This is a genomic window from Fictibacillus sp. FJAT-27399 (assembly GCF_001510655.1).
Taxonomy (GTDB): Bacteria; Bacillota; Bacilli; order Bacillales; family Fictibacillaceae; genus Fictibacillus_C; species Fictibacillus_C marinisediminis.
The window spans coordinates 309915-332563 of the sequence record NZ_LMVC01000001.1 but is presented as its reverse complement, the minus strand read 5'-3'; the positions used below and the strand labels follow the sequence as shown (position 1 = coordinate 332563).

The window sequence follows — 22649 nt, the reverse complement described above, 5'->3', positions numbered from 1 at the left end:
GAGGTGTCAAAATTGTCACAACACGAAACCCCTTTATTTACTGGTCTAAAAGAACATGCTAAACGAAACCCGTATCAATTTCATATTCCCGGACATAAAAAAGGCTACGGAATGGACCCGGAATTCCGGGATTTTATCGGCGAGAATGCCCTGTCCATAGATTTAATTAATATTGCTCCCCTTGATGATCTTCACCAGCCGAAGGGCATGATAAAACAGGCTCAGGACTTAGCGGCTCAAGCTTTTGGAGCTGACCATACTTTCTTCTCTGTTCAAGGAACGAGCGGTGCCATCATGACGATGATCATGTCGGTCGTATCTCCCGGAGATAAAATTATCGTACCGCGCAACGTCCATAAATCCATTATGACAGCGATCGTTTTTTCTGGTGCAACACCTGTTTTCATTCATCCGGAAATTGACAGGGAGCTAGGGATCTCTCATGGAATAACCCCTCAAAGCGTTAAGAAAGCATTGGAGCAGAATCCTGATGCTAAAGGGGTGCTTGTCATTAATCCGACCTATTATGGAGTGTCGGCCAATCTTAGTGAAATTGTTGAAATCGCACATAGCTACCGTGTACCCGTTCTTGTCGACGAAGCTCATGGTGTCCTTATTCACTTTCATGACAAGATGCCTCTTTCTGCAATGCAGGCGGGAGCAGATATGGCTGCGACTTCAGTTCACAAATTAGGCGGTTCACTTACAGGGAGCTCTATCCTTAACATAAAAGAAGGTCTTGTTTCAGCCAAAAGAGTTCAAACGATCCTGAGTATGCTCACGACCACGTCAACGTCTTATATTTTGCTCGCCTCTCTTGATACAGCAAGAAAACGTTTGGCTACTGAAGGATACAGCATCATTGAAAAAACCATCAAACTGGCCAATGAGGCACGTGAAAAAATCAATAAAATACCTCGCCTTTATTGTGTCGGCGAGGAAATATTGGGAAAAGAAGCGACCTATGACCTGGATCCGACGAAACTTCTTATTTCTGTTAAAGAACTTGGCATAACTGGATATGATGCTGAAGTTTGGCTTCGCGAAAAACATAATATAGAAGTCGAACTGTCCGATCTTTATAACATCCTTTGTCTCATTACGACCGCTGATCACGAGAAGAATATTATGGTATTAGTAAACGCACTTGAAGAAATGTCCCAGCACTTTGAGAATACAGATGAGAGGGCTGCACAAGCTTTGCCTGTACACGTTCCCGATATTCCTGTGCTTGCATTATCTCCTCGTGACGCTTTTTACGCAGATACCGAGAGTGTTCCCTTTGAGGAATCAGCAGGCAGAATCATTGCCGAATTTATCATGGTTTATCCCCCAGGAATTCCAATTTTCATTCCTGGTGAAATCATTACACAGGATAACCTGGACTATATTAAGGAAACCATTGAGGCAGGCCTGCCTGTGCAGGGTCCAGAAGATCCTGAATTAGGAAAGCTAAAAGTGATAAAAGAACACATCGCGATTCGATAGAAATAAAAAATCCCGGATGATATCCGGGATTTTCTTATTTTATTTATTATCGTGAGTATGATTTGCGCAGTTTGGACATTTATTTGCGTAAAGCTTTGTTACCTTTTCGTCTTCAAAATGTTCAATCGTGCTATCACATGTCTGGCAAATGATTTCTCCCATCTAAAACATCTCCTTTTCATGTAAGCGCTTTTATTCTTACCTTTATAATATTATGTCACATTGAATTTGTCAACCCCAATTAGCATAACACATTAAATTATTTATGATGTTTAATCATATTGCTCAGATGCAAGTATAGACGGAAGAGACTCTTCAAAGAAAAGGGAAAGATCTTTCGCTTCCTTTAATGAGTGAATACGAAACACCTTCTGCAGGTACTCATGGTTCTGAAGATCATTTGCATCGAGCAGGGCCGACCGCCCAGTCTGCATACAGACAACCAAGGGCTTACCGAAGAACATGTTCGTATGGATAATACCAAAGTCATACCGAACCTCTTCTGTTGTAAAACCAACAAAACGCACATTGACATTTTCATGTTCATCATAAAGCTTTTCAAATACTTCCACAGAAACCCCTCCCTAACCATAATTTTTGAAGCGGGCCGCTATGTTTGCAGTATATAACAACTATATTCCCTGAGATGTGTTTTATAACAAACTTAATTTATATCTTTTTCCCCAGTGTTTCCTTAGTTAAACCAATTAACGCAATATTGTCAAACTATTTAAAATAATGGTAAAGTAATAGGTAAGGTATACTGGCCTCATCCGTTGTTAAATCGGGGGAAAGCGGGGTATTAAATTGCAGCAGCAAGCTTATATCAAACTCGTACCGTCATCGAAACAGCAGTCTATTACAAGTGAAGAAGTGAAGAATCTTTTTCGTTATTACAAAGAGATTACCTCTAAGACAGGCACCCAGCTTGGATGGGAATATGGTCAATCGGCATTTCCTTATTCAATGGAAGAAAAAAGCGAAGGCAGGGACCGATGGTTTTATTTAAAAGGTACTGACAGGCAGCAATTTAAGTATATTATGATTGGATTGGACACTGAGGAAACAGATGAAACAAATACCTCCTATATCCAGGTCACTCTGCCGGAAGGGTTTACACATGGAGACAAAGGAAAAGCAAATGAATTCTGTAAGTTCCTGGCGAAACAACTAGAGGGTGAGCTGCATTTATTTAATGGCAGAATAATGTACTACTATAAGAGAAAATAAAAAAGCAGCAACTTTGGATGCCTGAACCAGATGACAGGCATCTTTTTTTTGCATTAACCATCAAGAGAGAGTAAACGTCCCAAAAAGCAGCATGGTCCATTTAGCCAGCAAAAATAAAGACGAGGACAATATCGTGCTTTTAATGGCTACCGTTCTTTTTTGAAACAACGTATGAGAGAACAGGTAAGACAGGTATAAAAACATGAGAAACAAAATAATTTCAAAAAACGTTCGATCATGTCTGGATAATTCGATCACTGTAAAGTAACCGGCCCACAAAACACAATGTACTGGACTGATTAAAAGAAACCATTTCATCGTACACCCCTCCTCTCTTACACTATGCTGGATTTTAAAGGAACAAAACCTAAAAAAGGCCTTCCCTAAGGGAAGGCCTGATAGAATACAATTATTTTACAATGTGGATTGGAGATCCAAGCGCTACTTCAGCAGCTTCCATGGAGATCTCTCCGAATGTTGGGTGGGCATGAATCGTCATAGCAATATCTTCTGCTGTCATTCCAGCTTCGATAGCCAATCCAAGCTCAGCAATCATGTCAGACGCGTTTCCGCCCGCAATTTGAGCGCCAAGAAGCAATCCGTCTTCTTTTCTAGTGATCAGCTTCATGAAGCCGTCAGTTTCATTCATGGACAGCGCACGGCCGTTTGCAGCGAATGGGAATTTGGACGCTTTTACGTCAAATCCAGCTTCCTTCGCGCTCTTTTCATCATATCCTACAGTAGCTAGTTCAGGATCGGTAAATACAACCGCTGGAATAGCTAGGTAGTCGATCTCAGAAGGATGTCCGCTGATCGCTTCAGCTGCAATTTTACCTTCATAAGAAGCTTTATGAGCAAGAGCTGGCCCTTCAACGATGTCACCAATCGCGTAAATGCCTTTTACATTGGTTTGAGCTTGCTTATCGATCTTGATTAATCCGCGCTCAGTCATTTCAATCCCGACTTGCTCAAGTCCAAGCTCTTCAGTGTTTGGACGGCGTCCAACAGTTACCAATACATAATCTGCATCAAACGTTTTTGTTTCACCTTTGATTTCAGCAGTTACGGTAACTCCGTCTTTTGTTTCTTCCACGCCTTTAGCGAGAGCTTCTGTAAAGATCTCTACATTGCCTTTTTTCTTCAAGCGTTTAGAAACCACTTGGCTCATCTGCTTTTCAAAGCCCGGAAGAATCTGCTTGCTTCCTTCCAATACTGTAATTTCAGTACCGAAGTTAGCAAAAGCTGTTCCAAGCTCCATTCCGATGTAGCCTCCGCCGATTACGACCATTTTCTTTGGAACTTCTTGCAAAGCAAGAGCACCTGTAGAAGAAATGACACGGTCACTCCATTTGAATCCAGGAATTTCGATCGGACGGGAACCTGTTGCAATGATGCAGTTTTTGAACGTGTACGTTTGGGAGTTCTTTTCATCCATGATTCGTACAGAGTTTTCGTTGACGAAGTAGGCTTCACCGCGAATAATTTCCGCTTTGTTTCCTTTAAGCAGGCCTTGAACTCCAGATGTTAATTTATTAACGATACCGGATTTCCATTCTTGAACCTTTGAGAAGTCAACAGTAACGTTCTCTGCTTTAATTCCCATGTCGTCAGAATGCTTCGCATGTTCAACGCGATGGCCGGCATTGATCAGTGCTTTAGAAGGAATACATCCCACGTTCAAGCATACTCCGCCCATTTCGCCTCTTTCTGCTACAGCAACCTTTTGGCCAAGCTGTGCTGCACGGATGGCAGCCACATATCCCCCTGGACCTGATCCTATAACAAGTGTGTCTAATTCAATCGGAAAATCACCTACAACCATTTCTCTACGCCTCCATTACCAAAAGTTGTGGATCGTTCAACAAACGTTTAATATGGTTCATTGCGTTTTGGGCAGTTACACCATCAATTAAACGGTGGTCAAAGCTTAATGATAACGCAAGAACCGGTGCAACGACAACTTCTCCGTTTTTCACAATTGCTTTTTCTGCAATACGGCCGATTCCTAGAATCGCCACTTCCGGATGGTTGATGACAGGAGTAAACCATTGTCCGCCAGCTGATCCAATATTTGAAATTGTAATAGATCCGCCTCTCATTTCATCGGATGAAAGTTTTCCGTCACGGGCCTTAACAGCCAACTCATTGATTTCTGCAGAAATTTTGAAGATGGATTTACGGTCAGCATCTTTTACAACTGGAACCATTAGTCCGTTATCTGTATCGGCTGCAATTCCAATATTGTAATAGTGCTTCCAAACGATTTCTTCATTCGCATCATCAATAGAAGCATTAATTGCAGGGAATTCACGTGCAGCAGAAACTAAAGCTTTAACAACGTAAGGAAGGTAAGTAAGCTTAATTCCTTTATCCGCTGCAGCTTGTTTGAATTTCTTACGGTGTGCCACGAGCTCGGTAACTTCAATTTCGTCCATCAACGTCACGTGAGGAGCAGTATGCTTAGAATTAACCATAGCTTTCGCAATCACTTTACGAACGCCTTTAAGTTTTTCACGAGTTTCATTGTCCCCAGTTGGGATCGCTTTAGGAGCTTCTTTTGCAGCAGGTGCTCCTGCTGCAGGTTCTTTTACAGCTTCCTGCTCTTGAGTTCCAGCATCGCCGCTTAGGTATTTGTCGATGTCTTCTTTCATAACACGGCCGTTGTCTCCTGAACCGGAAACTTTACGGATTTCAACGCCTTTTTCACGTGCGTATTTGCGCACTGACGGCATTGCGATAACACGTTTATTTTCATCGACTGTTTCATCAGAAACCGGCTCTGTTTTTGCTGCTTCTGTTTGTTGAGTTGCTTCTTCTGCAGCTGGTTTTTTCTCTTCTTCAGCTTTTGGCTGTTCTGGAGTATCATCACCATGTGCAGATGGAGGCGGCTCACTTTCTGATTCGATCGTTACGAGAACATCACCAACGACAGAAACAGTGCCTTCGTCAACTTTTACTTCTAGAATCTTACCGTCAACCGGAGACGGAATTTCAACTACTGCTTTATCATTTTGCACTTCAAGCAGGATGTCGTCTTCTTTAACTTCATCTCCCGCTTTAACAAACCATTTTACAATCTCGCCTTCGTGGATACCTTCACCGATATCGGGAAGCTTAAATTCAAATGCCACAAACAACGCCTCCTATAGTAAAAAATTAATCATGCTTTAAAGGGATAAAATGCTGAAAAAGAAATCAAATAGATTTCTTTTTCAGGCATGTTGTCCAGCATTAGAAGTTATAAACTGTCTTTGCCTTCTCAACAATATCTTTATAATCAGGAAGCCAAACATCTTCAGCTGAAGCAAACGGGAATACCGTATCAGGAGCAGCTACACGAAGTACAGGTGCTTCAAGGCTAAGGATCGCACGGTCATTAATTTCAGCTACAACCGTTGCACCTACACCAGCTTGTTTTTGAGCTTCTTGAACGACGATCGCACGTCCGGTTTTTTCAACTGAAGCGATGATTGTGTCGATATCAAGCGGGCTAACCGTACGAAGGTCGATAACCTCAGCAGAGATCCCTTCTTTTTCAAGCTCTTCTGCCGCTTTAAGGGAAGAGTGAACCATCGCTCCATAAGTAATGATAGAAACATCCTTACCTTCACGTTTCACGTCCGCTTTACCGATCTCAATTGTGTATTCTTCTTCTGGCACTTCGCCGCGGAAAGAACGGTATAGTTTCATATGTTCCAAGTAGACAACTGGGTCGTTATCTCGGATCGCAGAAATCAAAAGTCCTTTTGCATCATAAGGCGTTGAAGGAATAACAACTTTCACTCCGGGCGCTTGTGCCATAAGGCCTTCAAGGTTATCTGCATGAAGTTCTGGAGTTTTTACGCCGCCGCCAAACGGAGAACGGATCGTAATCGGAGAATTATAAACTCCGCCAGAACGGTAACGCATACGTGCAGCCTGCGCCACAACAGAGTCCATTACTTCAAATACAAATCCGAAGAACTGAATTTCCATAACAGGACGGAATCCGGTAAGTCCCAGGCCAATTGCAAGACCGCCGATACCGGACTCAGCAAGAGGAGTATCAAATACCCGGTCTTCACCAAATTCAGATTGAAGACCTTCGGTTGCACGGAACACACCGCCGTTTTGACCAACGTCTTCACCGAACACAACGACATTTTCATTATTTTTCAATTCAGTGCGCATCGCATCTGTAATTGCTTGAATCATGGTCATTTGAGCCATATTATTTCGACTCCTTTGCTTTGTATTCTTCAAGTTGCTCTTTCAGATTGTGCGGAAGCTCTTCAAACATAAATCCGATAAGGTCTGTAACCTTTTGCTTCGGTGCGCCATCCGCTTTTTTGATCGCTGCTTTAATGTCTTCTTTTGCTTGATCCATTACTTTGTTTTCCTGCTCTTCAGACCAAAGGCCTTTATCTTCGAGGAATTTGCGGAAACGGACAAGCGGATCTTTCTTCGTCCATTCGTTATCAAGGTCTTCTGTACGATAACGGGTTGGATCGTCACCTGCCATTGTATGTGGACCATAGCGGTAAGTAAGTGTTTCGATAAGTGTTGGTCCATCTCCATTTAAAGCACGCTCACGAGCTTGTTTAACTGCAGAATAAACAGCCAATACGTCCATTCCGTCTACTTGAATTCCTTCAATCCCAGCTGCAACTGCTTTTTGAGCAATTGTTTTAGCTGCAGATTGCTTCTCTACAGGAACTGAAATCGCGAAACGGTTGTTTTGAACGACAAAAATGGTTTGTGCATTGTATGCTCCAGCAAAGTTCAATCCTTCGTAGAAGTCACCTTGTGATGCACCGCCATCACCTGTATACGTGATCGCAACATTCTTTTTGCCCTTCTTCTTTAAACCTACTCCAACGCCGGCAGCTTGAACGATCTGTGCGCCGATGATGATCTGAGGCATTAGAACGTTCACGCCTTCAGGAATCTGTCCGCCTTGGAAATGTCCGCGGGAATATAGGAATGCTTGGTATAGCGGCAATCCGTGATATACAATCTGAGGAATATCACGATATCCTGGAAGAATCCAGTCCTCTTTATCAAGCGCAAATTGAGAACCAAGCATAGAAGCCTCTTGCCCCGCAACCGGCGCATAGAATCCTAAACGTCCTTGACGGTTTAAGGAAATCGCTCTTTGGTCCCAAATACGCGTATAAACCATACGTGTCATTAATTCCTGCAACTCATCATCTGAAAGTTTAGGCATAGCAGATTTATTAACTACTTTCCCGTCTTCTGATAAGATTTGAAAGGTTTCAAATTGTTTTTCAACCTGTTCAATCAAACTCATTAACCTTCACCTCATCCTTCCTTACACCAATGTAATCCGCCATGTATATATAGGCGCTTCTATTAGAATGCCCATAATTTTCCGTATACATGACAAAGATTATAAAAAGCCTTTAGGGTCCGATGCACAAATCATTATTGCTGTTTCCCTATTTGATCATGGGTAAACATGATCTTGTGCACCCCTCCTGTTTCTAAGGGCTTTCAAAAACTGTATTACTATATTATTGAAATCAAAGTAATACAATTATGTTTATCACATGATTAGTTTACACCAGCGTCCAAACAGCGTCAATTGTTTACTTTCAATATATTTTTGAATTTTTACAGGCCAGTTCAAGCCCTTCTAGCACACCAGAATCATCACTGTATCACTTTCCATATCACCCTGTTTCAAAACAGCGTTTTTTCAAAAGCTGGCTAACCTTAACGTCAAATTACCGATTGAAAGCTATTCTTTTATGGTAGAATACAGAAAAAGCCATTATCATATGAATAAAGAAGAAACTTTGTAAATTGGGGGAAACCATATGCTAACCATGAAGGACGTTGTCCGAGAAGGCCATCCTATACTGCGCGAAAAAGCAGAAAATGTTGAACTTCCTCCTCAGCAAGAGGATATCGAAACCGCAAAAAAGATGCTTGAATTTCTGAAGAACAGCCAAGACCCTGATATTGCCCAGAAATACAAACTCCGCCCGGGCATCGGGCTGGCATGTCCGCAAATTGGAATCTCAAAAAGGATCATCGCTGTTCATACTACTGACGAACAAGGGGAACTATTCAGCTACGCCCTTTTTAATCCAAGAATCGTCAGCCACTCTGTTAAAGTAACTTACCTTGAAGGCGGTGAAGGCTGCCTCTCCGTAGACAGAGAAGTTCCCGGCCTCGTTCCGCGCTATGCAAAAGCCACAGTTAAAGGAACAACAATAGATGGAGAGCAGGTCGAACTAAAGTTAAAAGGTATGCCTGCTATCGTCTTCCAGCATGAGATCGATCATTTAGATGGAATCATGTTTTATGACCGGATCAACAAAGAGAACCCGTTTATTCCGCCAACAGCGGTAACGCTTCACAGATAGAACAATGAAAAAAGCTCCAGCCGATCAGGCTGGAGCTTTTTTCACTTGACTTCATCCACTATTTACCTAGCAAGAGAAAACAGACCAGCGGCATACTACTACAAACTACGCATAAAAAGGATGGTCGGCTGAAATGAAACGAAAACGAAGATTTATGAACAAGCTAAAAAAACTAATGCAAGAATATCCTTATTTAAAAAGAGCAAAAAAACCTTTTTGTCTGCAATAAACTGGCTTTTACCGGCTTAATATTGTCCGATTTATCATGATAAGATGAAAAAAACATGAAAAACATACCTAATTCATTTATAATAAAACGAAGATATTGATAATACTAGCACGGTAAGGAGACGAAAAGATGATTTTTAAAGTTTATTTCCAGGAAAACAAAAACGAGGTACCTATCCGAGAGAACACAAAATCCATCTATATGGATGCCAATTCAATCGAGGAAGTCAGAAAAAAACTGTCTAATACCAATTACAATATTGAGTTTGTTCAAGAAATCAAAGGGAAATTTCTTGAGTACGAGCAGCAATCAGACTCTTTTGAAGTGGAGAAAAGATAATATATGAAATTTGTAAAAAACCATCAAACAGCAGTGTTTGCTCTGGGCGGCTTGGGAGAAATCGGAAAGAACACATACGGCGTACAATTCCAGGATGAAATCATCCTGATTGATGCAGGCATTAAATTTCCTGAAGACGAGCTGCTTGGAATTGACTATGTGATTCCAGACTATACGTATCTGGTAAAAAATGAAGATAAAATTAAAGGTCTGTTTATTACCCATGGACACGAAGACCATATTGGCGGTATTCCATACTTGCTCAGACAAGTGAACATTCCTATTTACGGCGGAAAACTAGCCATCGCCCTAATCAAAAACAAACTTGAAGAACACGGTCTATTGCGCAGAACCAAACTTTATGAAATCTCAGAAGACCAAGTGATTAAATTCAGAAAAACGTCTGTTTCATTCTTCCGGACAACACACAGCATTCCGGAATCTTTCGGAATTGTTGTCAAGACACCGCCAGGCAACATCGTACATACGGGAGATTTTAAATTTGATTTTACTCCTGTAGGAGAACCTGCCGATCTAACGAAGATGGCGGAAATCGGAAAGGAAGGCGTACTGTGTCTGCTTTCAGACAGTACAAATGCTGAAGTTCCGGGTTTTACTCTCTCTGAGCGAAAGGTTGGCGAGAGCATTAATGATATTTTCCGTAAGGTCAACGGCAGGGTCATTTTCGCAACGTTCGCCTCAAACATCTATCGACTTCAGCAGGTAGTCGAAGCCTCTGTACAAAATAACAGGAAGATCGCTGTTTTTGGAAGAAGCATGGATTCTGCCATAACGATCGGACAAGAACTCGGATTCATCAAGGCGCCGAAAAATACGTTTATTGAATCTTCACAGATTAACAGACTTCCTGACAACCAGGTAACCATCCTGTGTACAGGAAGCCAAGGAGAACCGATGGCTGCATTATCAAGGATAGCCAACGGTACTCACCGTCAAATTCAGATCATTCCAGGAGACACCGTTGTTTTCTCATCATCGCCGATTCCTGGTAATGCATTGAGCGTTAATAGAACCATTAACCAGCTGTTCCGGGCAGGCGCTGAAGTGATTCATGGATCATTAAACGATATTCATACTTCCGGCCACGGAGGACAGCAGGAGCAAAAGCTCATGCTGCGCCTGATGAAACCAAAATACTTCCTCCCTATCCATGGGGAATACAGGATGTTAAAGATGCATATCAATCTCGCAACATCCTGCGATGTTCTGCCTGAAAATTGTTTTACAATGGATAACGGCGATGTGCTTGCTCTTTCAAGTAATGAGGCAGTGGTTGCCGGCAAGATCCCTTCTGGTTCAGTATATGTCGACGGAAGCGGCATCGGGGATATTGGCAACATCGTACTCAGGGACAGAAAAATTCTATCTGAAGAAGGACTTGTTGTTGTTGTCGTCAGCCTGAATATGAAGGAATTCAAAATTGAAGCAGGACCTGATATCATCTCACGCGGTTTTGTGTATATGAGAGAGTCAGGTGACTTAATCAATGATGCACAAAACCTGCTGAACCAGCATTTGAACGGGCTTATGGAGGAAAAACGGACAAGGCAATGGTCTGAGATCAAGAACGAGATCACTGATGTACTTTCTCCTTTCCTTTATGAAAAAACAAAAAGACGTCCGATGATCCTGCCGATCATCATGGAAATCTAAATAGAAAAAGCATGAAAGGACAACCTTTCATGCTTTTTTTATGTAATAACTTTTCCGCTAAGCCATTAAATCTTTCTCAAGCCGACTGATGTCCTTTTCGCCTCCTATGACAATCAATACATCCCCCTCCTCCACCTTCTGATCGGCATGAGGTGAAACGATTACTTCATTGCTGCGCTTTACGGCCACCACATTACAACCGTACTTAGCGCGGATGTTCATCTCCTGTAATGACTTTCCGCTCATCTTCTCACCTGCTGCCATCTCGACAATGCTATACTCATCAGACAATTCCAGGTAATCCAGAACATTTCTTGAAACAACCTGGTGAGCGATCCTTATTCCCATGTCTCTTTCAGGATGTATGATACGGTCAGCTCCGATTTTCAGCAATACCCTTTCATGGTAATCATTCTGTGCCTTCACAGTAATTTTTGAAACCCCCATATCCTTAAGTATTAAAGTCGTCAGTATGCTGGATTGAAGGTTTTCCCCTATCGCAACGATGACGTGTTCAAAATTTCGGATACCCAGGTTTTTAAGTACGCCCTCATCTGTTGAATCCGCAATGACTGTATGAGTGGCAATGGATGAATACTCATTAACCCGATCTTCATCCATATCGATGCCCAGCACTTCCATCCCCTGATCGCTTAACGCACGGCAAATGCTTCCACCAAAGCGGCCGAGGCCGATAACTGCATATTGGCGTTTCACCATCTATTCCCCCAACTATTTATTTATGTAATGTCTTTTATTTTAGTATAGATTCTGAATTGGAAAAAGAAAACAACACTCTATCAACAAAAGAGTTTTCAAATGAGAAAATGAAAAAGACGGCCAAGAGTAATCCTTGGCCGTCCTCACATTGATTGTATTAAACGTTCAGTGTTTCTTGTCCTGGCTTCCAGTTTGCAGGGCAAAGTCCGCCAGTTTGTAATGCTTGAAGAACACGCAATGTCTCATCAACATCACGGCCGATGTTGTTGTGGTTAACAACGGCATACATTAGTTCGCCTTCTGGTGAAATAATGTAAAGTCCGCGCAATGCGACACCTTCTTCTTCAATTAGAACACCATAGTCACGCGCAACTGCGTGGTTGGTGTCAGCAGCCAATGCATAATTAAGTTCACCGAGACCGTTAGAATCACGCGGAGTGTTAATCCAAGCTTTGTGAGTATGAATAGTGTCAGTAGAAACACCGATAACTTCTGCATCCAGATCTTCAAACTCATCGAAACGATCGCTTAAAGATGTAATTTCAGTAGGACATACGAACGTAAAGTCCATTGGGTAGAAGAAAAGCACGGTCCATTTGTCATTTTTCATATTTTCTTCAAGACTTACTTTTCCGAATTCCTTGTTTGGTAATACTGCGTCCATTTCAAATCGTGGAGCTTGTTTTGCTACCATACGTTCTGCCATACTAAATCCCTCCAACTAATTGTGTTATTGCTTCGTTGTTATTATAAAACAACCTTACTTTTTAGTCAATATTAAATAATAATTAATTTAAATAAGGAGTTTTATTCACAATCCAACATTACTTTCCCCAATATCATAACAAGTTAATCAAAAGAAGTGAAATAATTGGATTACACAGTTTAGTCAGTTATACTGTTATGCATAATAAAAAGGATACAATGACTAAAGGAGGACATTGTTTTAATGCCAGATTACAAAAATTTTACGGAGATTGACTTTGGCGCACTTGCCTTAAGTACTGGAATTTTAGTTTTAAAGCTTTTAGCCATATTAATTGTTTATATTGTTGTACGAAATATAGGAAGGAAGATCATCAGTACGACCTTTGGACGAATGTCCAACAGGAAAGGCATGTCAAATTTCAGGGCAAAAACCCTTGCAACGCTTGTAATCAGCGTGTATACATATGCTTTGATATTTATGGCGTTCGTCGCCGTTTTTGGATTGTTTAGCATAGATATCCGCGGTTTGCTTGCAGGGGCAGGAATCGTAGGACTCGCGATTGGTTTTGGTGCCCAAGGACTTGTCAATGATGTTGTCACCGGATTTTTTATTCTGCTCGAAAAACAAATCGATGTTGGAGATTATATTACGACGGGTACCTTTAATGGCATCGTTGAAGATGTAGAACTCCGTACAACCAAGGTACGCGGCTTTGACGGAACCCTTCATTATATTCCTAACCGCTTAATAACAAGTGTAAGCAATCACTCAAGAGGCAATATGAGAGCTCTTGTGGATTTCAAAATCCCCTCTACTCCCCAGGTAGAAGAAGCGCTGCAGATCGTTAAAGAAGAAAGCCGCTTATTACAGCAGGAAGAACCTGCGATCCTCGAAGGGCCTAACGTACTGCCGGTGGTTGAAGCCGATACTGGCCTGACGGTTCTTCGAATTCTTGCAAGAACCGAAAATCTAAAGCAATGGAGTATGGAACAAAAGATCAAGGATCGGCTTCAGCAAAGATTCAGACAAGCTGGCATCAGCCTTCCATCACCTGAAGAAGATTCAAATGAAGGGTCCAGCGAGCCCGGGGTGTGATGATTAAACAGGCAGTTCTTCGGGTATTCCTTTCAGTAAGAATGACTTTTAGGGAGGTTAACTGATGCCATATGATTCCATTAAAGAATTGCCCGACCAAGTGAAAGACAACTTGCCCCATCATGCGCAGGAAATTTTTAAAGAGGCTTTTAATTCAGCTTCAGACGAATATAAAGAAGAAGAAACTGCCTTTAAAGTGGCCTGGAGTGCTGTCAAAAAGAAATATAAAAAAAATGACAACGATGAATGGGTAAAAAAAGAAGACCAATAAAAAGAAGCTGACTGGTCCGCATCATGCGGGAAGTCAGCTTTTTGCGCCGGAAATAAAAACGGGACCTTTCCCATTCTGCGGGTTAAGATTCCGTCTGTGCTTCTTCTTCTGATTTTTTCAGTACTTTTAACTTTTTAATCTGGTGGCCATCTGTTTCAATCACCTTAAATGAATAACCTTCATGCTCTATTTCTTCATCCAGCCCAACCTCTCCACGCTGGCTCAGTATCCATCCGCCGATCGTATCTAAATCAGTATCATCTAAATCCAAATGGAATAATTCGTTTACTTCCGAGATGAGTACTTTTCCATCCAAAATCGTCACATTGTCATTTATCTTTTTAATTCTTGGCTCTTCATCTTCATCAAACTCATCTCGTATCTCTCCGACAATTTCTTCAATAATGTCCTCAACTGTAACGATTCCGGAGGTTCCTCCATACTCGTCCATTAATACAGCCATGTGTACTCTTTCCTTTTGCATCTTTACAAGAAGCTCCTGGATAGGATATGATTCATGAACGGAAATGATAGGCCTTATGTATTTTTCTAATTCTTCTTCTTCATTCGTAACATGCTCATTAAAGAATTCCTTAATGTTGACAAGACCGACAATATGGTCTTTATCATCCACGGCTACCGGATATCTAGTGAATTTCTCTTCCCTCATAACATTTAAATTCTCTTTAAAACTGTTTTCTTTATATAAGCATACGATCTCTGTCCGCGGCACCATGATTTCTTTCGCCAGGCGGTCATCAAACTCAAAGATCTTGTTTACATAACGATATTCTGATTGATTGATCTCTCCGCCTTCAAAACTTTCTGAGAGCAGATGGCGCAATTCTTCTTCATTATGAGCCATTTCATGTTCTTCACTTCTTTTCAGTCCTAACATCTTTGTCAGCACTGCCGCTGAGCGGTTAAGGACAAAAATAAACGGGAACATGACATAACTGAAAGCGATTAAGGGCTTGGCTACTGCAAGACTGATCTCTTCAGCTTTTCGGATGGCAAATGATTTTGGCGCCAGTTCACCCAGTACCACTTCAAAATAAGTGATGGCCGTAAAAGCTATGATAAAGGAAATGGTATGAAGAACCTGGGGAGGCAGATTTACGTGATGAAATAACGGCTTCAGCAGCGTCTCTACTGTCGGTTCTCCAAGTCCGCCAAGAGCAAGTGATGTAATGGTAATCCCCAGCTGGGTCGACGATAGATAGCCATCTATGTTGGAGAGAATTTTTTTAACTGCTTTTGCATTTCCATTGCCTTGCTCTGCCAGAAAATCGATTCGAGTTGCACGAACTTTTACGATGGCAAATTCAGAAGCTACAAAAAAAGCGGTTATAAGAATTAGTGCGATAATCACTACAATATTAAATAGTGCCATTTGATAATCCTTAACCAGACTGATTAAGGATCGTCACCTCCTGCCAATAGAATTAGAGTAGGGATAATAAAGGTTACCCTCTCTACCTTTCAGATAAACGCACAGACAAGACGAAGGAACAGCCCGATACCGGCTGTTCCCCTTCCGTTTTATTGCTGAAGTTTGCTTTCTACCGCTTGGCAAACATCGTCTGCGCTCATTCCATCCGCGTTAATAACAGAACCTTGCACTACTGCATTTTGCATTCCCATGACATTTTCATCCTGCCCTGAGATAACGCAGCAGTCACATCCATTCACATCATTTTCCTGGCGAAGTGCCACTACATCATAGCCTTTAGCTTTTAAAGCATCGGAAACATTAGTTAAGGATTCCTCCACACCAATTCTAGCCATCGTTTCCACCTCCTTAGCATTTTTTAATCTGTCCAATGAAATGCCTGCTTATCCCTCTTCACACAAATAAAAAAGCGGCTAGGGGCCGCTTTTTTAATTCAATCTGATCATTGGGATGTAGCTTTCCATTCAATATAAGAGGACAGCGTGCGCAGTGCAACAGGTATAGCCTCTTCTTTTGGTTCAATGCAGGAATGATGCAGACCATATTCACAGTCCACTCCCAGCCAGAACATAAACCCAGGTATTTCTTTTAAGAAATAGCCAAAATCTTCTCCTGTCATGGCTTCTCGGCATCGATAGAAATCCGCAGGTTTGCTGGACTCGAGAAATGAAATAAATTCTTTGGTCAGCTCCTCATGATTATAGACTTGGTAATAGTTGGATCCATAATCAATGGCCGCTTCACATTCAAAAGAAGCTTCAATTCCTTTTATAATGGCTTCAATACGTGATTTAACCTTGATCATTGAAGCTGAGGAGAGAGTGCGGATCGTGCCTTCTAATCGAGCTGTTTCAGCAATGATATTCTGCTTTGTGCCGCCTGTAATTTTTCCGACGGTTATCACGGCTGAATCAAGAGGATCTATGTTCCTTGAAACAACAGACTGAAGCTGTGTCACAAGGTGGCTCGCCGCCACGACCATATCATTCGCAAGATGAGGATAAGCCGCGTGTCCACCCTTCCCTTTCAAATCAATAAAAAGCTCCGACGTATTGGCAAACAAAAGACCTTCTTTAACAGCCACAGTTCCAACCGGGTATTCTGGCGCAATATGCAATGCCAGCATCATATCCGGCTTTACAGCTTGAAACTCTTCACTTAGCAGAAGGGGCAGCGCTCCGCCCGGACCCTCCTCTGCTGGCTGAAAGATAAACAGCAAATGATCGTCTACCGGATGATGCACAAAGTGATCAAGGAGACCTAAAGCAATGGTCATATGCAGATCATGCCCGCAGGCGTGCATATAGCCGTTATGAACAGATGTAAAATCATAACTTGTTTCTTCTGAGATCGGCAAGCCGTCCATATCAGTGCGGTAACCAATGGTTTTTCTCGGATTAAGCCCGGGAACTTTTACGAGCACACCCGTTTTCCATGTCTGAACCTCCAGCCTTTCCTTTGGAAGGCCTTTAATAAAATCCAGAATAAATTGCTGTGTTTTATACTCCTGAAAACCAGGTTCCGGAATCTGGTGAAGCTGTCTTCTGATCGTTATAAAACGCTCTGTATCCATATTCATCTTATCAGCACCTGACAAATTAGTCGTTTAGCTGGCGAAGTTCTTGTTTGATTTCTGTTTTTGATTTTGTTTTTTCATCAATTTCTTTAATTACGCGTGCAGGCGTACCTGCCACAACAGTATAAGGAGGCACGTCTTCAATTACGATAGCTCCCGCTGCCACAACAGCACCTTTACCAACGGTCACTCCCTCGAGCACAACCGCATTTGCGCCAATGACCACATCATCTTCAACAACAACAGGCTTTGCAGATGGCGGTTCGATGACTCCTGCAAGTACGGATCCAGCTCCAATATGGCAGTTCTTTCCGACTGTTGCTCGGCCGCCAAGAACTACGTTCATGTCGATCATAGTGCCGTCGCCGATTACCGCACCAATATTAATGGAAGCGCCCATCATGATAATTGCATTATTCCCAATTTCTACTTGGTCACGGATAATGGCGCCCGGTTCGATACGCGCGTTCACATGCTTCATGTCCAGAAGAGGGATCGCTGAATTGCGGCGGTCATTTTCTACCACAAAGTCCTCAATTTTGCCTTCATTGTTTTTCAATATTTGTTCGATCTCTTTCCATTCTCCGAAAAGCACTCCAGTACTTCCGTTTAGGAATGACTTGGTGTTTTCCCCAAATTGGAGCCCTTCTAGATCACCTTTTACATATACTTTTACAGGTGTTGATTTCTTGCTGTTTTGTATAAATGAAATAATTTCATTTGCATCCATCATTTTCATGTGTGTGCTCCTCCTTAAATACGTTCTGTCTTGTATTAAACCATTATTTCAAACAACATTCAAACCAAAAATCCTTTTTTAAGCTCTGTTGACCAGTTTTATGAAAGCCTCCACTTGTTTGAGCTCAAGTGTACCTCCATGAGAGATCATCCAAGTGTCGCGCTTTATTGATTCTCCATTTTTATTGTGCAGCGGAACCTTATAGAATTCGTCTGTTTCACGCAGAGAAATCGAAGGAAGAATGGCATAGCCGACTCCGTGAAGAGCCATCTGCTTGCATGTTTCAATCTGGTCCACGATGATGGTCTTCTTTGGGGGAATACTAAAATGATCCTGCCACCATTCCTGAATATCCTGATAATAGGTAGAATGGCTTTTGAATTGAATAAAAGGCTTATCTGTTGTTTGCAGCTCTTCAACGGTGGAAATGTCTGTATCCGTCAAATAAAGGCTGTCTGAAAACAGATGAATCTTCTCTCCCCGCCATTCAGGATTTCCTCTCACGATACCAATGTGGATCTGATCCTCATAAAGATGTTTGATAATTTCACTGCTCCAGCCTGTGATCAAGGAAATATTTACTTGAGGATATAAACTGACATACTGCTTAAGAGCATTTGGAAGCCAGTATTGTCCTATGATTGATGCTACCGCCAACCTTAACGTACCAAAGACTTCCTTGGTCAATGACTGCAAGTCTTCTCTCACACGCTCTTCTTCTTTCAATGTATCGTTTACATGCGCAATGATCTTCTCTCCAGCTGCTGTTATCGCTAGTCCCTTTTGTGACCGTAAAAAGATTTTTGTTCCCCAGCTGTTTTCAATCGTCTGAAGACGCTGGCTCAAAGCCGGCTGTGAAACATACAGCCGTTCAGATGCTTTTCGCATATTCAATTCCTGTGCAAGGACTTGAAGAATTTTAAATTCAGAAAGCTGCATGCTGTCCCTCCTTTACAATAGCAATCGTCACAATTTAAGCAATAAGAAAAACTTATGAGTTTTTACTATTATATTCTATTTTCAATTATTTGACGAAATATTTATGATAATGGTAGACCATTCCATATATAGAAAGGAAGTACCAGGATGAAATTAAATATTAAAGGGATTCATCACGTTCAACTGTGCATTCCTCCAGGAGAAGAAGAAAGGGCAAGAGATTTCTATACTGGTGTGCTTGGTTTCAGCGAAATTGAAAAACCAGAGAGTTTAAAGAAAAACGGCGGGCTTTGGTACCAAGCAGGGAACCAGGAATTGCATATCGGAGTAGAAAACCCAGAATCGTCCAAAGGAAAAAGCCACCCGGCATTTGAGGTGGCTCAGCTAGAGCTCGTAAAACAGTATCTCCAATCCAAAGAAGTAGTGGTGAAAGATGAAACTGAAATCCCTGGAATCATCCGTTTTTCTTTTCGTGATCCGTTCGGCAACCGTATCGAGCTCCTGGAAACATTACAATAAACTAAACCAGGAATCAATCTAACAGGAGAACTATTGATCTCCTGTTTTATTATGGGTAGGTTTAGGAAGCAGTACCGAGAAAAGAAAGCTTAACACGGACAGCACAAGAACCCCTTTATAAACATCGTCCAAGGAAAACGAAAGTCCGTGCTGCAGAAGATCAATAACAGAGCTGCTCAGTTTGCTTCGTTTTTCTTCATCCAAAAGAATGTTTGCTGCATCCAAGGATACCTTTTTGTCCCCATGTTCTTCAAAATAAGTGCTCAATCTGGTATTTAATATGCCTCCAAGCACAGCAGCTCCCAATGCACTGCCTACGATTCTCATAAACATGTTAGAAGCAGTAGCAATACCCCTTGTTCTCCAATCCACATTATTCTGTATGGCAACGATAAAAGTCGTATTTGTCAGCCCCATACCGCAGCCGATAAGAAATGATCCAGCTCCTGCCCAGACCGGCCCTTTGGAAGGATCCATAAACACGAAGACGATCGAGCCAGCAATTAATGCGGTGCCTCCAGCAGTTGCCACCGGCCGGAAGCCTACTTTAAGCAGAAGCTTTCCACCAATGGTTGAAAAGATCGGCCAGCCGATTGACATAGCAGTGAGTGCAAATCCTGCTACGACTGGAGGCTGTTCCATTACCCCTTGAATATACGCGGGAAGAAAGCTGGAAATGCCGATCAGGATTGCACCATTGGTAAGCGATGCAGCGTTTGAAAGAGAAATCAGCCTGTTGCTCCACAGGAATACAGGCATCAGCGGTTCAGGAAACTTTGATTCATGAATCAAAAACCAGAACAGTACGCCCGCGGATAAAATACCCAAAAAATAGGTCTCCCAAGAATTCCACGGCCAGGCGGTTCCTCCCTGTATGAGCAGGACCATCAAAGCACTTACACCGACTAAAACGAACAAAGATCCGAGATAATCAATATGTACTCTCTTTTTCTCAATGTTTTCATGCAGATATTTACCGACACCTATCATCGCCAGAATTCCCAGGGGAATATTCATCCAGAAAACAAGGGACCAATGAGAAAATGTGACAAAAAAGCCTCCAAGCAATGGCCCAAGAATAGCAGAGATTCCCCACACACTTGCCAGATATCCTTGTATTTTTGCACGTTCCTCCATGGAATACATGTCACCTACGATGGTTGTGGCTATCGGCTGCACAGCTCCAGCTCCAAGTCCCTGAAGAAGCCGGTAAACAATCAGCTGTTTCATAGATGCCGCAAAACCGCACAGCAATGAACCGATTAAAAAAATAATAATTCCAATAATAAAAACAGGTTTCCGTCCGTATAAATCAGACAATTTGCCATAAATAAGGATGGTCACCGACTGCATGAGCAGATAAGCAGAGAAAACCCAGCTATATAATGCAAAACCACCCAGGTCCCCTACGATTCCCGGCATAGCTGTTGAAACAATGGTTCCTTCAATCGCTGCCATAAACATGGCGATGATCACCGACGCAAGGACCAATGGCCTTATTGTCCGCCTCTCTTCTTTCCTGTCAGGTACAGTCTGCCTGAAACTCTCATTCATTTCTCTCTACCTCTTTCTTCATCTCATGCGGCTCTACATGAACAGATATGCTTCCCACTTTATACGCCTGCTTGAGCATTGTTTCAATATTCTCAGTGATCTCGTGGCTTTCAATGACATTCAGCGAAGGATTTACATGGATGGTTACATCAATAATAGCAGAACTCCCATGATTTCTTGCTTTTAAGTCTGTTACTTGCTTTACACCAATTACCTGCAAGATCTTTTTTTCCATCTCTTTTCCTTCTTCATAATCAAATCCGTCCGAAAGATTATGTGAGGTTTCGTAAAAAATATCCCAGCCGGTTTTGATGATCATTAGTGCCACAAGCACAGCAGCAAGAGGATCCAGCCACACAATGCCAAATTGAGCTCCGAATATGCCAACAGCCGCTCCAATGCTTACGAACGCATCGGAGCGGTTATCAAGGGCTGCCGCCTTTAACCCTTGGCTGTCTGTTTCTCTAGCAAGTTTAATGTTATAACGGTAGACCGCAAGCATAACAAACGCTGAAACAATGGCAGTAAACCCGGCTATGGTTGATGGAGGCTTTATTTTAAATTCCACGATACTCTTTACTGCAGAAATAAAAACTTCAAGCCCGATAACCACCATTATAAAGGATGCAATCATGGATGCAATGGTCTCAGCACGAAGATGTCCATAAGGATGGTCACGGTCCGCGGGTTTCCTTGAAATTTTCAAACCGACCAGAACTGCGACGGATGCCAAAATGTCCGTTGAGTTATTTAATCCATCTGCAACCAAAGCTTCAGAGGAATAGAACCAGCCAACCCCGAGCTTCAGCAGGGATAGGACGATGTATGCCGATAAACTGAGATATACCCCTCTCTCAACTTTACTCTGTGTCTTTTCAGCTGGCACAGCCTCTCACCCTCTTATTCTTCATTCACCTAAAAAAGGCTACGTATAGCATTCCTTAACTGGATGAATTCATCCGTTCGGTTCTATCTTAATGGTGATAGATCATCTTTCTTGTCATTCCTCCATCGATCACCAGGTTCTCACCATTAATAAAGTTATTATCAGGGGCTGTTAAATATAAACAGGCGCTAGAGATATCCGATGGTTTTCCAACCCTCTTTGACCAATGCTGCTGATGGTCAACATCTCTTAAACCTTCATAGTCTTGGGTTTCAATCCAACCTGGGCTGATAGCGTTAACCGTAATGCCATGTTCGCTGAACGATGCGGCCAATGCATGAGTGAGAGCTGTAATACCGCCTTTCGTTGCCGCGTATGCCTCACTGTTAGGTTCTGACATGGATGCTCTGGTCGATGCGATATTGACGATGGAGCCTCCCCCATTTTCTTTCATCTGTTTCGCGGCTTCCCGCGAACATAGAAATACACTTCGAAGATTGGTTTGAATGACATTATCCCATTCTTCCACGTCCAAATCGAACGGAGACTTCCAAATCCCTTTGCCGGCATTATTGATCAGAATATCAACTGGCCCAAATTCCCTTTTTGTCTGCCCCATAAGTGAGATAATATCTTCAGGCTTGCGTACATCTGTTGGAATAAAGAGAGCTTCCCCTTCATTGGACTGTATCTTTTCCAAAGTTTCTTTCGCTTCCTTTTCCTTTTGATCAGCCAGCACCACTTTTGCTCCCGCAGCCGCAAAATCAATGGCAATTTGCCTGCCAATTCCCTGTCCTGCTCCAGTAACGATGACAACTTTATTCTTAAACACCTGCATCATCCTTTCATCTTCATTT

Annotated in this window: 25 protein-coding genes; 8 read left to right on the top strand and 17 right to left on the bottom strand. The window is 42.2% G+C overall.

From position 1 onward, the window contains the following. The first annotated feature begins 12 nt into the window (after positions 1 to 12). A complete protein-coding gene (locus AR335_RS01725; RefSeq protein ID WP_062231544.1) occupies positions 13 to 1488 on the top strand; it encodes an aminotransferase class I/II-fold pyridoxal phosphate-dependent enzyme in 1476 nt (491 codons plus the stop codon). A gap of 39 nt (positions 1489 to 1527) precedes the next feature. Here AR335_RS01725 and AR335_RS22825 read toward each other — a convergent pair whose 3' ends face one another. After that, a complete protein-coding gene (locus AR335_RS22825; RefSeq protein ID WP_082683313.1) occupies positions 1528 to 1650 on the bottom strand; it encodes a GapA-binding peptide SR1P in 123 nt (40 codons plus the stop codon). 110 nt (positions 1651 to 1760) lie between these two features. Next, positions 1761 to 2060 carry a DUF3055 domain-containing protein gene (locus tag AR335_RS01720; RefSeq protein ID WP_053354645.1) on the bottom strand — a complete coding sequence of 100 codons (300 nt, stop codon included), beginning with the start codon at positions 2058 to 2060 and terminating at the stop codon, positions 1761 to 1763. A 235-nt stretch (positions 2061 to 2295) separates the two neighbouring features. On the opposite strand from AR335_RS01720, the gene AR335_RS01715 reads away from it, so the two are divergent. Continuing rightward, entirely contained in the window at positions 2296 to 2718 is a 423-nt protein-coding gene (locus tag AR335_RS01715) for a DUF1885 family protein (RefSeq protein WP_062231542.1), read from the top strand. Between the two features lie 60 nt (positions 2719 to 2778). Here the strand turns inward: AR335_RS01715 and AR335_RS01710 are convergent, their stop codons facing one another. The 5 genes from AR335_RS01710 to pdhA all read right to left on the bottom strand — a co-directional run bounded on the left by AR335_RS01710 (position 2779) and on the right by pdhA (position 8008). Beyond that, the gene (locus AR335_RS01710; protein ID WP_062231540.1) at positions 2779 to 3036 is read right to left on the bottom strand and encodes a hypothetical protein; all 258 of its coding nucleotides are present in this window, start codon (positions 3034 to 3036) and stop codon (positions 2779 to 2781) included. A 91-nt stretch (positions 3037 to 3127) separates the two neighbouring features. Beyond that, complete coding sequence (lpdA, locus tag AR335_RS01705) at positions 3128 to 4540, bottom strand: dihydrolipoyl dehydrogenase (protein ID WP_053354648.1); 1413 nt, start codon at positions 4538 to 4540, stop codon at positions 3128 to 3130. A 4-nt stretch (positions 4541 to 4544) separates the two neighbouring features. Beyond that, complete coding sequence (locus tag AR335_RS01700; RefSeq protein WP_062231538.1) at positions 4545 to 5849, bottom strand: dihydrolipoamide acetyltransferase family protein; 1305 nt, start codon at positions 5847 to 5849, stop codon at positions 4545 to 4547. A gap of 100 nt (positions 5850 to 5949) precedes the next feature. Then, positions 5950 to 6927: an alpha-ketoacid dehydrogenase subunit beta gene (locus AR335_RS01695; protein WP_053354650.1), complete on the bottom strand. Its 978-nt coding sequence runs from the start codon at positions 6925 to 6927 to the stop codon at positions 5950 to 5952. 1 nt (position 6928) lies between these two features. Beyond that, positions 6929 to 8008 (bottom strand): pyruvate dehydrogenase (acetyl-transferring) E1 component subunit alpha, encoded by a 1080-nt coding sequence (pdhA, locus tag AR335_RS01690; protein ID WP_053354651.1) that lies wholly within the window; start codon positions 8006 to 8008, stop codon positions 6929 to 6931. Positions 8009 to 8537: 529 nt separating this feature from the next. Between pdhA and def the strand changes: the two genes are divergently transcribed. From def to rnjA, 3 genes are all read left to right on the top strand, one after another. After that, positions 8538 to 9089 carry a peptide deformylase gene (gene def / locus AR335_RS01685; RefSeq protein ID WP_062231536.1) on the top strand — a complete coding sequence of 184 codons (552 nt, stop codon included), beginning with the start codon at positions 8538 to 8540 and terminating at the stop codon, positions 9087 to 9089. A gap of 358 nt (positions 9090 to 9447) precedes the next feature. Further along, positions 9448 to 9657: a DNA-dependent RNA polymerase subunit epsilon gene (locus tag AR335_RS01680; RefSeq protein WP_053354653.1), complete on the top strand. Its 210-nt coding sequence runs from the start codon at positions 9448 to 9450 to the stop codon at positions 9655 to 9657. A gap of 3 nt (positions 9658 to 9660) precedes the next feature. After that, positions 9661 to 11331: a ribonuclease J1 gene (gene rnjA / locus AR335_RS01675; RefSeq protein ID WP_062231534.1), complete on the top strand. Its 1671-nt coding sequence runs from the start codon at positions 9661 to 9663 to the stop codon at positions 11329 to 11331. 57 nt (positions 11332 to 11388) lie between these two features. Here rnjA and AR335_RS01670 read toward each other — a convergent pair whose 3' ends face one another. Both AR335_RS01670 and AR335_RS01665 read right to left on the bottom strand, forming a co-directional pair. After that, positions 11389 to 12048 carry a potassium channel family protein gene (locus AR335_RS01670; protein WP_062232521.1) on the bottom strand — a complete coding sequence of 220 codons (660 nt, stop codon included), beginning with the start codon at positions 12046 to 12048 and terminating at the stop codon, positions 11389 to 11391. Between the two features lie 160 nt (positions 12049 to 12208). Beyond that, a complete protein-coding gene (locus AR335_RS01665) occupies positions 12209 to 12757 on the bottom strand; it encodes a peroxiredoxin (RefSeq protein WP_062231533.1) in 549 nt (182 codons plus the stop codon). A 243-nt stretch (positions 12758 to 13000) separates the two neighbouring features. Here AR335_RS01665 and AR335_RS01660 point away from each other — a divergent pair, with 243 nt between their 5' ends. Next, entirely contained in the window at positions 13001 to 13855 is an 855-nt protein-coding gene (locus tag AR335_RS01660) for a mechanosensitive ion channel family protein (protein WP_062231531.1), read from the top strand. Positions 13856 to 13919: 64 nt separating this feature from the next. Continuing rightward, positions 13920 to 14126 carry a ChaB family protein gene (locus AR335_RS01655; protein ID WP_053354657.1) on the top strand — a complete coding sequence of 69 codons (207 nt, stop codon included), beginning with the start codon at positions 13920 to 13922 and terminating at the stop codon, positions 14124 to 14126. 82 nt (positions 14127 to 14208) lie between these two features. Here the strand turns inward: AR335_RS01655 and AR335_RS01650 are convergent, their stop codons facing one another. The 5 genes from AR335_RS01650 to AR335_RS01630 form a co-directional block, all read right to left on the bottom strand. Further along, positions 14209 to 15519: a hemolysin family protein gene (locus AR335_RS01650; protein WP_062231529.1), complete on the bottom strand. Its 1311-nt coding sequence runs from the start codon at positions 15517 to 15519 to the stop codon at positions 14209 to 14211. 149 nt (positions 15520 to 15668) lie between these two features. Further along, entirely contained in the window at positions 15669 to 15914 is a 246-nt protein-coding gene (locus AR335_RS01645; protein ID WP_053354659.1) for a YkuS family protein, read from the bottom strand. A gap of 107 nt (positions 15915 to 16021) precedes the next feature. Beyond that, a complete protein-coding gene (locus tag AR335_RS01640) occupies positions 16022 to 17152 on the bottom strand; it encodes an N-acetyldiaminopimelate deacetylase (RefSeq protein ID WP_053358288.1) in 1131 nt (376 codons plus the stop codon). 25 nt (positions 17153 to 17177) lie between these two features. Next, positions 17178 to 17894, bottom strand: coding sequence for a 2,3,4,5-tetrahydropyridine-2,6-dicarboxylate N-acetyltransferase (gene dapD / locus AR335_RS01635; RefSeq protein ID WP_053354660.1), 717 nt, complete (start codon positions 17892 to 17894; stop codon positions 17178 to 17180). Between the two features lie 78 nt (positions 17895 to 17972). Then, positions 17973 to 18833, bottom strand: a complete 861-nt coding sequence (locus tag AR335_RS01630; RefSeq protein ID WP_062231527.1) for a LysR family transcriptional regulator — start codon at positions 18831 to 18833, stop codon at positions 17973 to 17975. A gap of 147 nt (positions 18834 to 18980) precedes the next feature. Here AR335_RS01630 and AR335_RS01625 point away from each other — a divergent pair, with 147 nt between their 5' ends. Next, positions 18981 to 19352, top strand: coding sequence for a VOC family protein (locus tag AR335_RS01625; protein WP_062231525.1), 372 nt, complete (start codon positions 18981 to 18983; stop codon positions 19350 to 19352). Between the two features lie 30 nt (positions 19353 to 19382). Here AR335_RS01625 and AR335_RS01620 read toward each other — a convergent pair whose 3' ends face one another. The 3 genes from AR335_RS01620 to AR335_RS01610 all read right to left on the bottom strand — a co-directional run bounded on the left by AR335_RS01620 (position 19383) and on the right by AR335_RS01610 (position 22624). Beyond that, positions 19383 to 20906 carry an MDR family MFS transporter gene (locus AR335_RS01620; RefSeq protein ID WP_062231523.1) on the bottom strand — a complete coding sequence of 508 codons (1524 nt, stop codon included), beginning with the start codon at positions 20904 to 20906 and terminating at the stop codon, positions 19383 to 19385. Then, entirely contained in the window at positions 20899 to 21792 is an 894-nt protein-coding gene (locus AR335_RS01615; RefSeq protein ID WP_062231522.1) for a cation diffusion facilitator family transporter, read from the bottom strand. Before AR335_RS01615 ends, AR335_RS01620 begins: the two co-directional genes overlap by 8 nt. Positions 21793 to 21880: 88 nt before the next feature. Continuing rightward, positions 21881 to 22624, bottom strand: a complete 744-nt coding sequence (locus tag AR335_RS01610; RefSeq protein WP_234293154.1) for an SDR family NAD(P)-dependent oxidoreductase — start codon at positions 22622 to 22624, stop codon at positions 21881 to 21883. Positions 22625 to 22649: the final 25 nt, after the last annotated feature.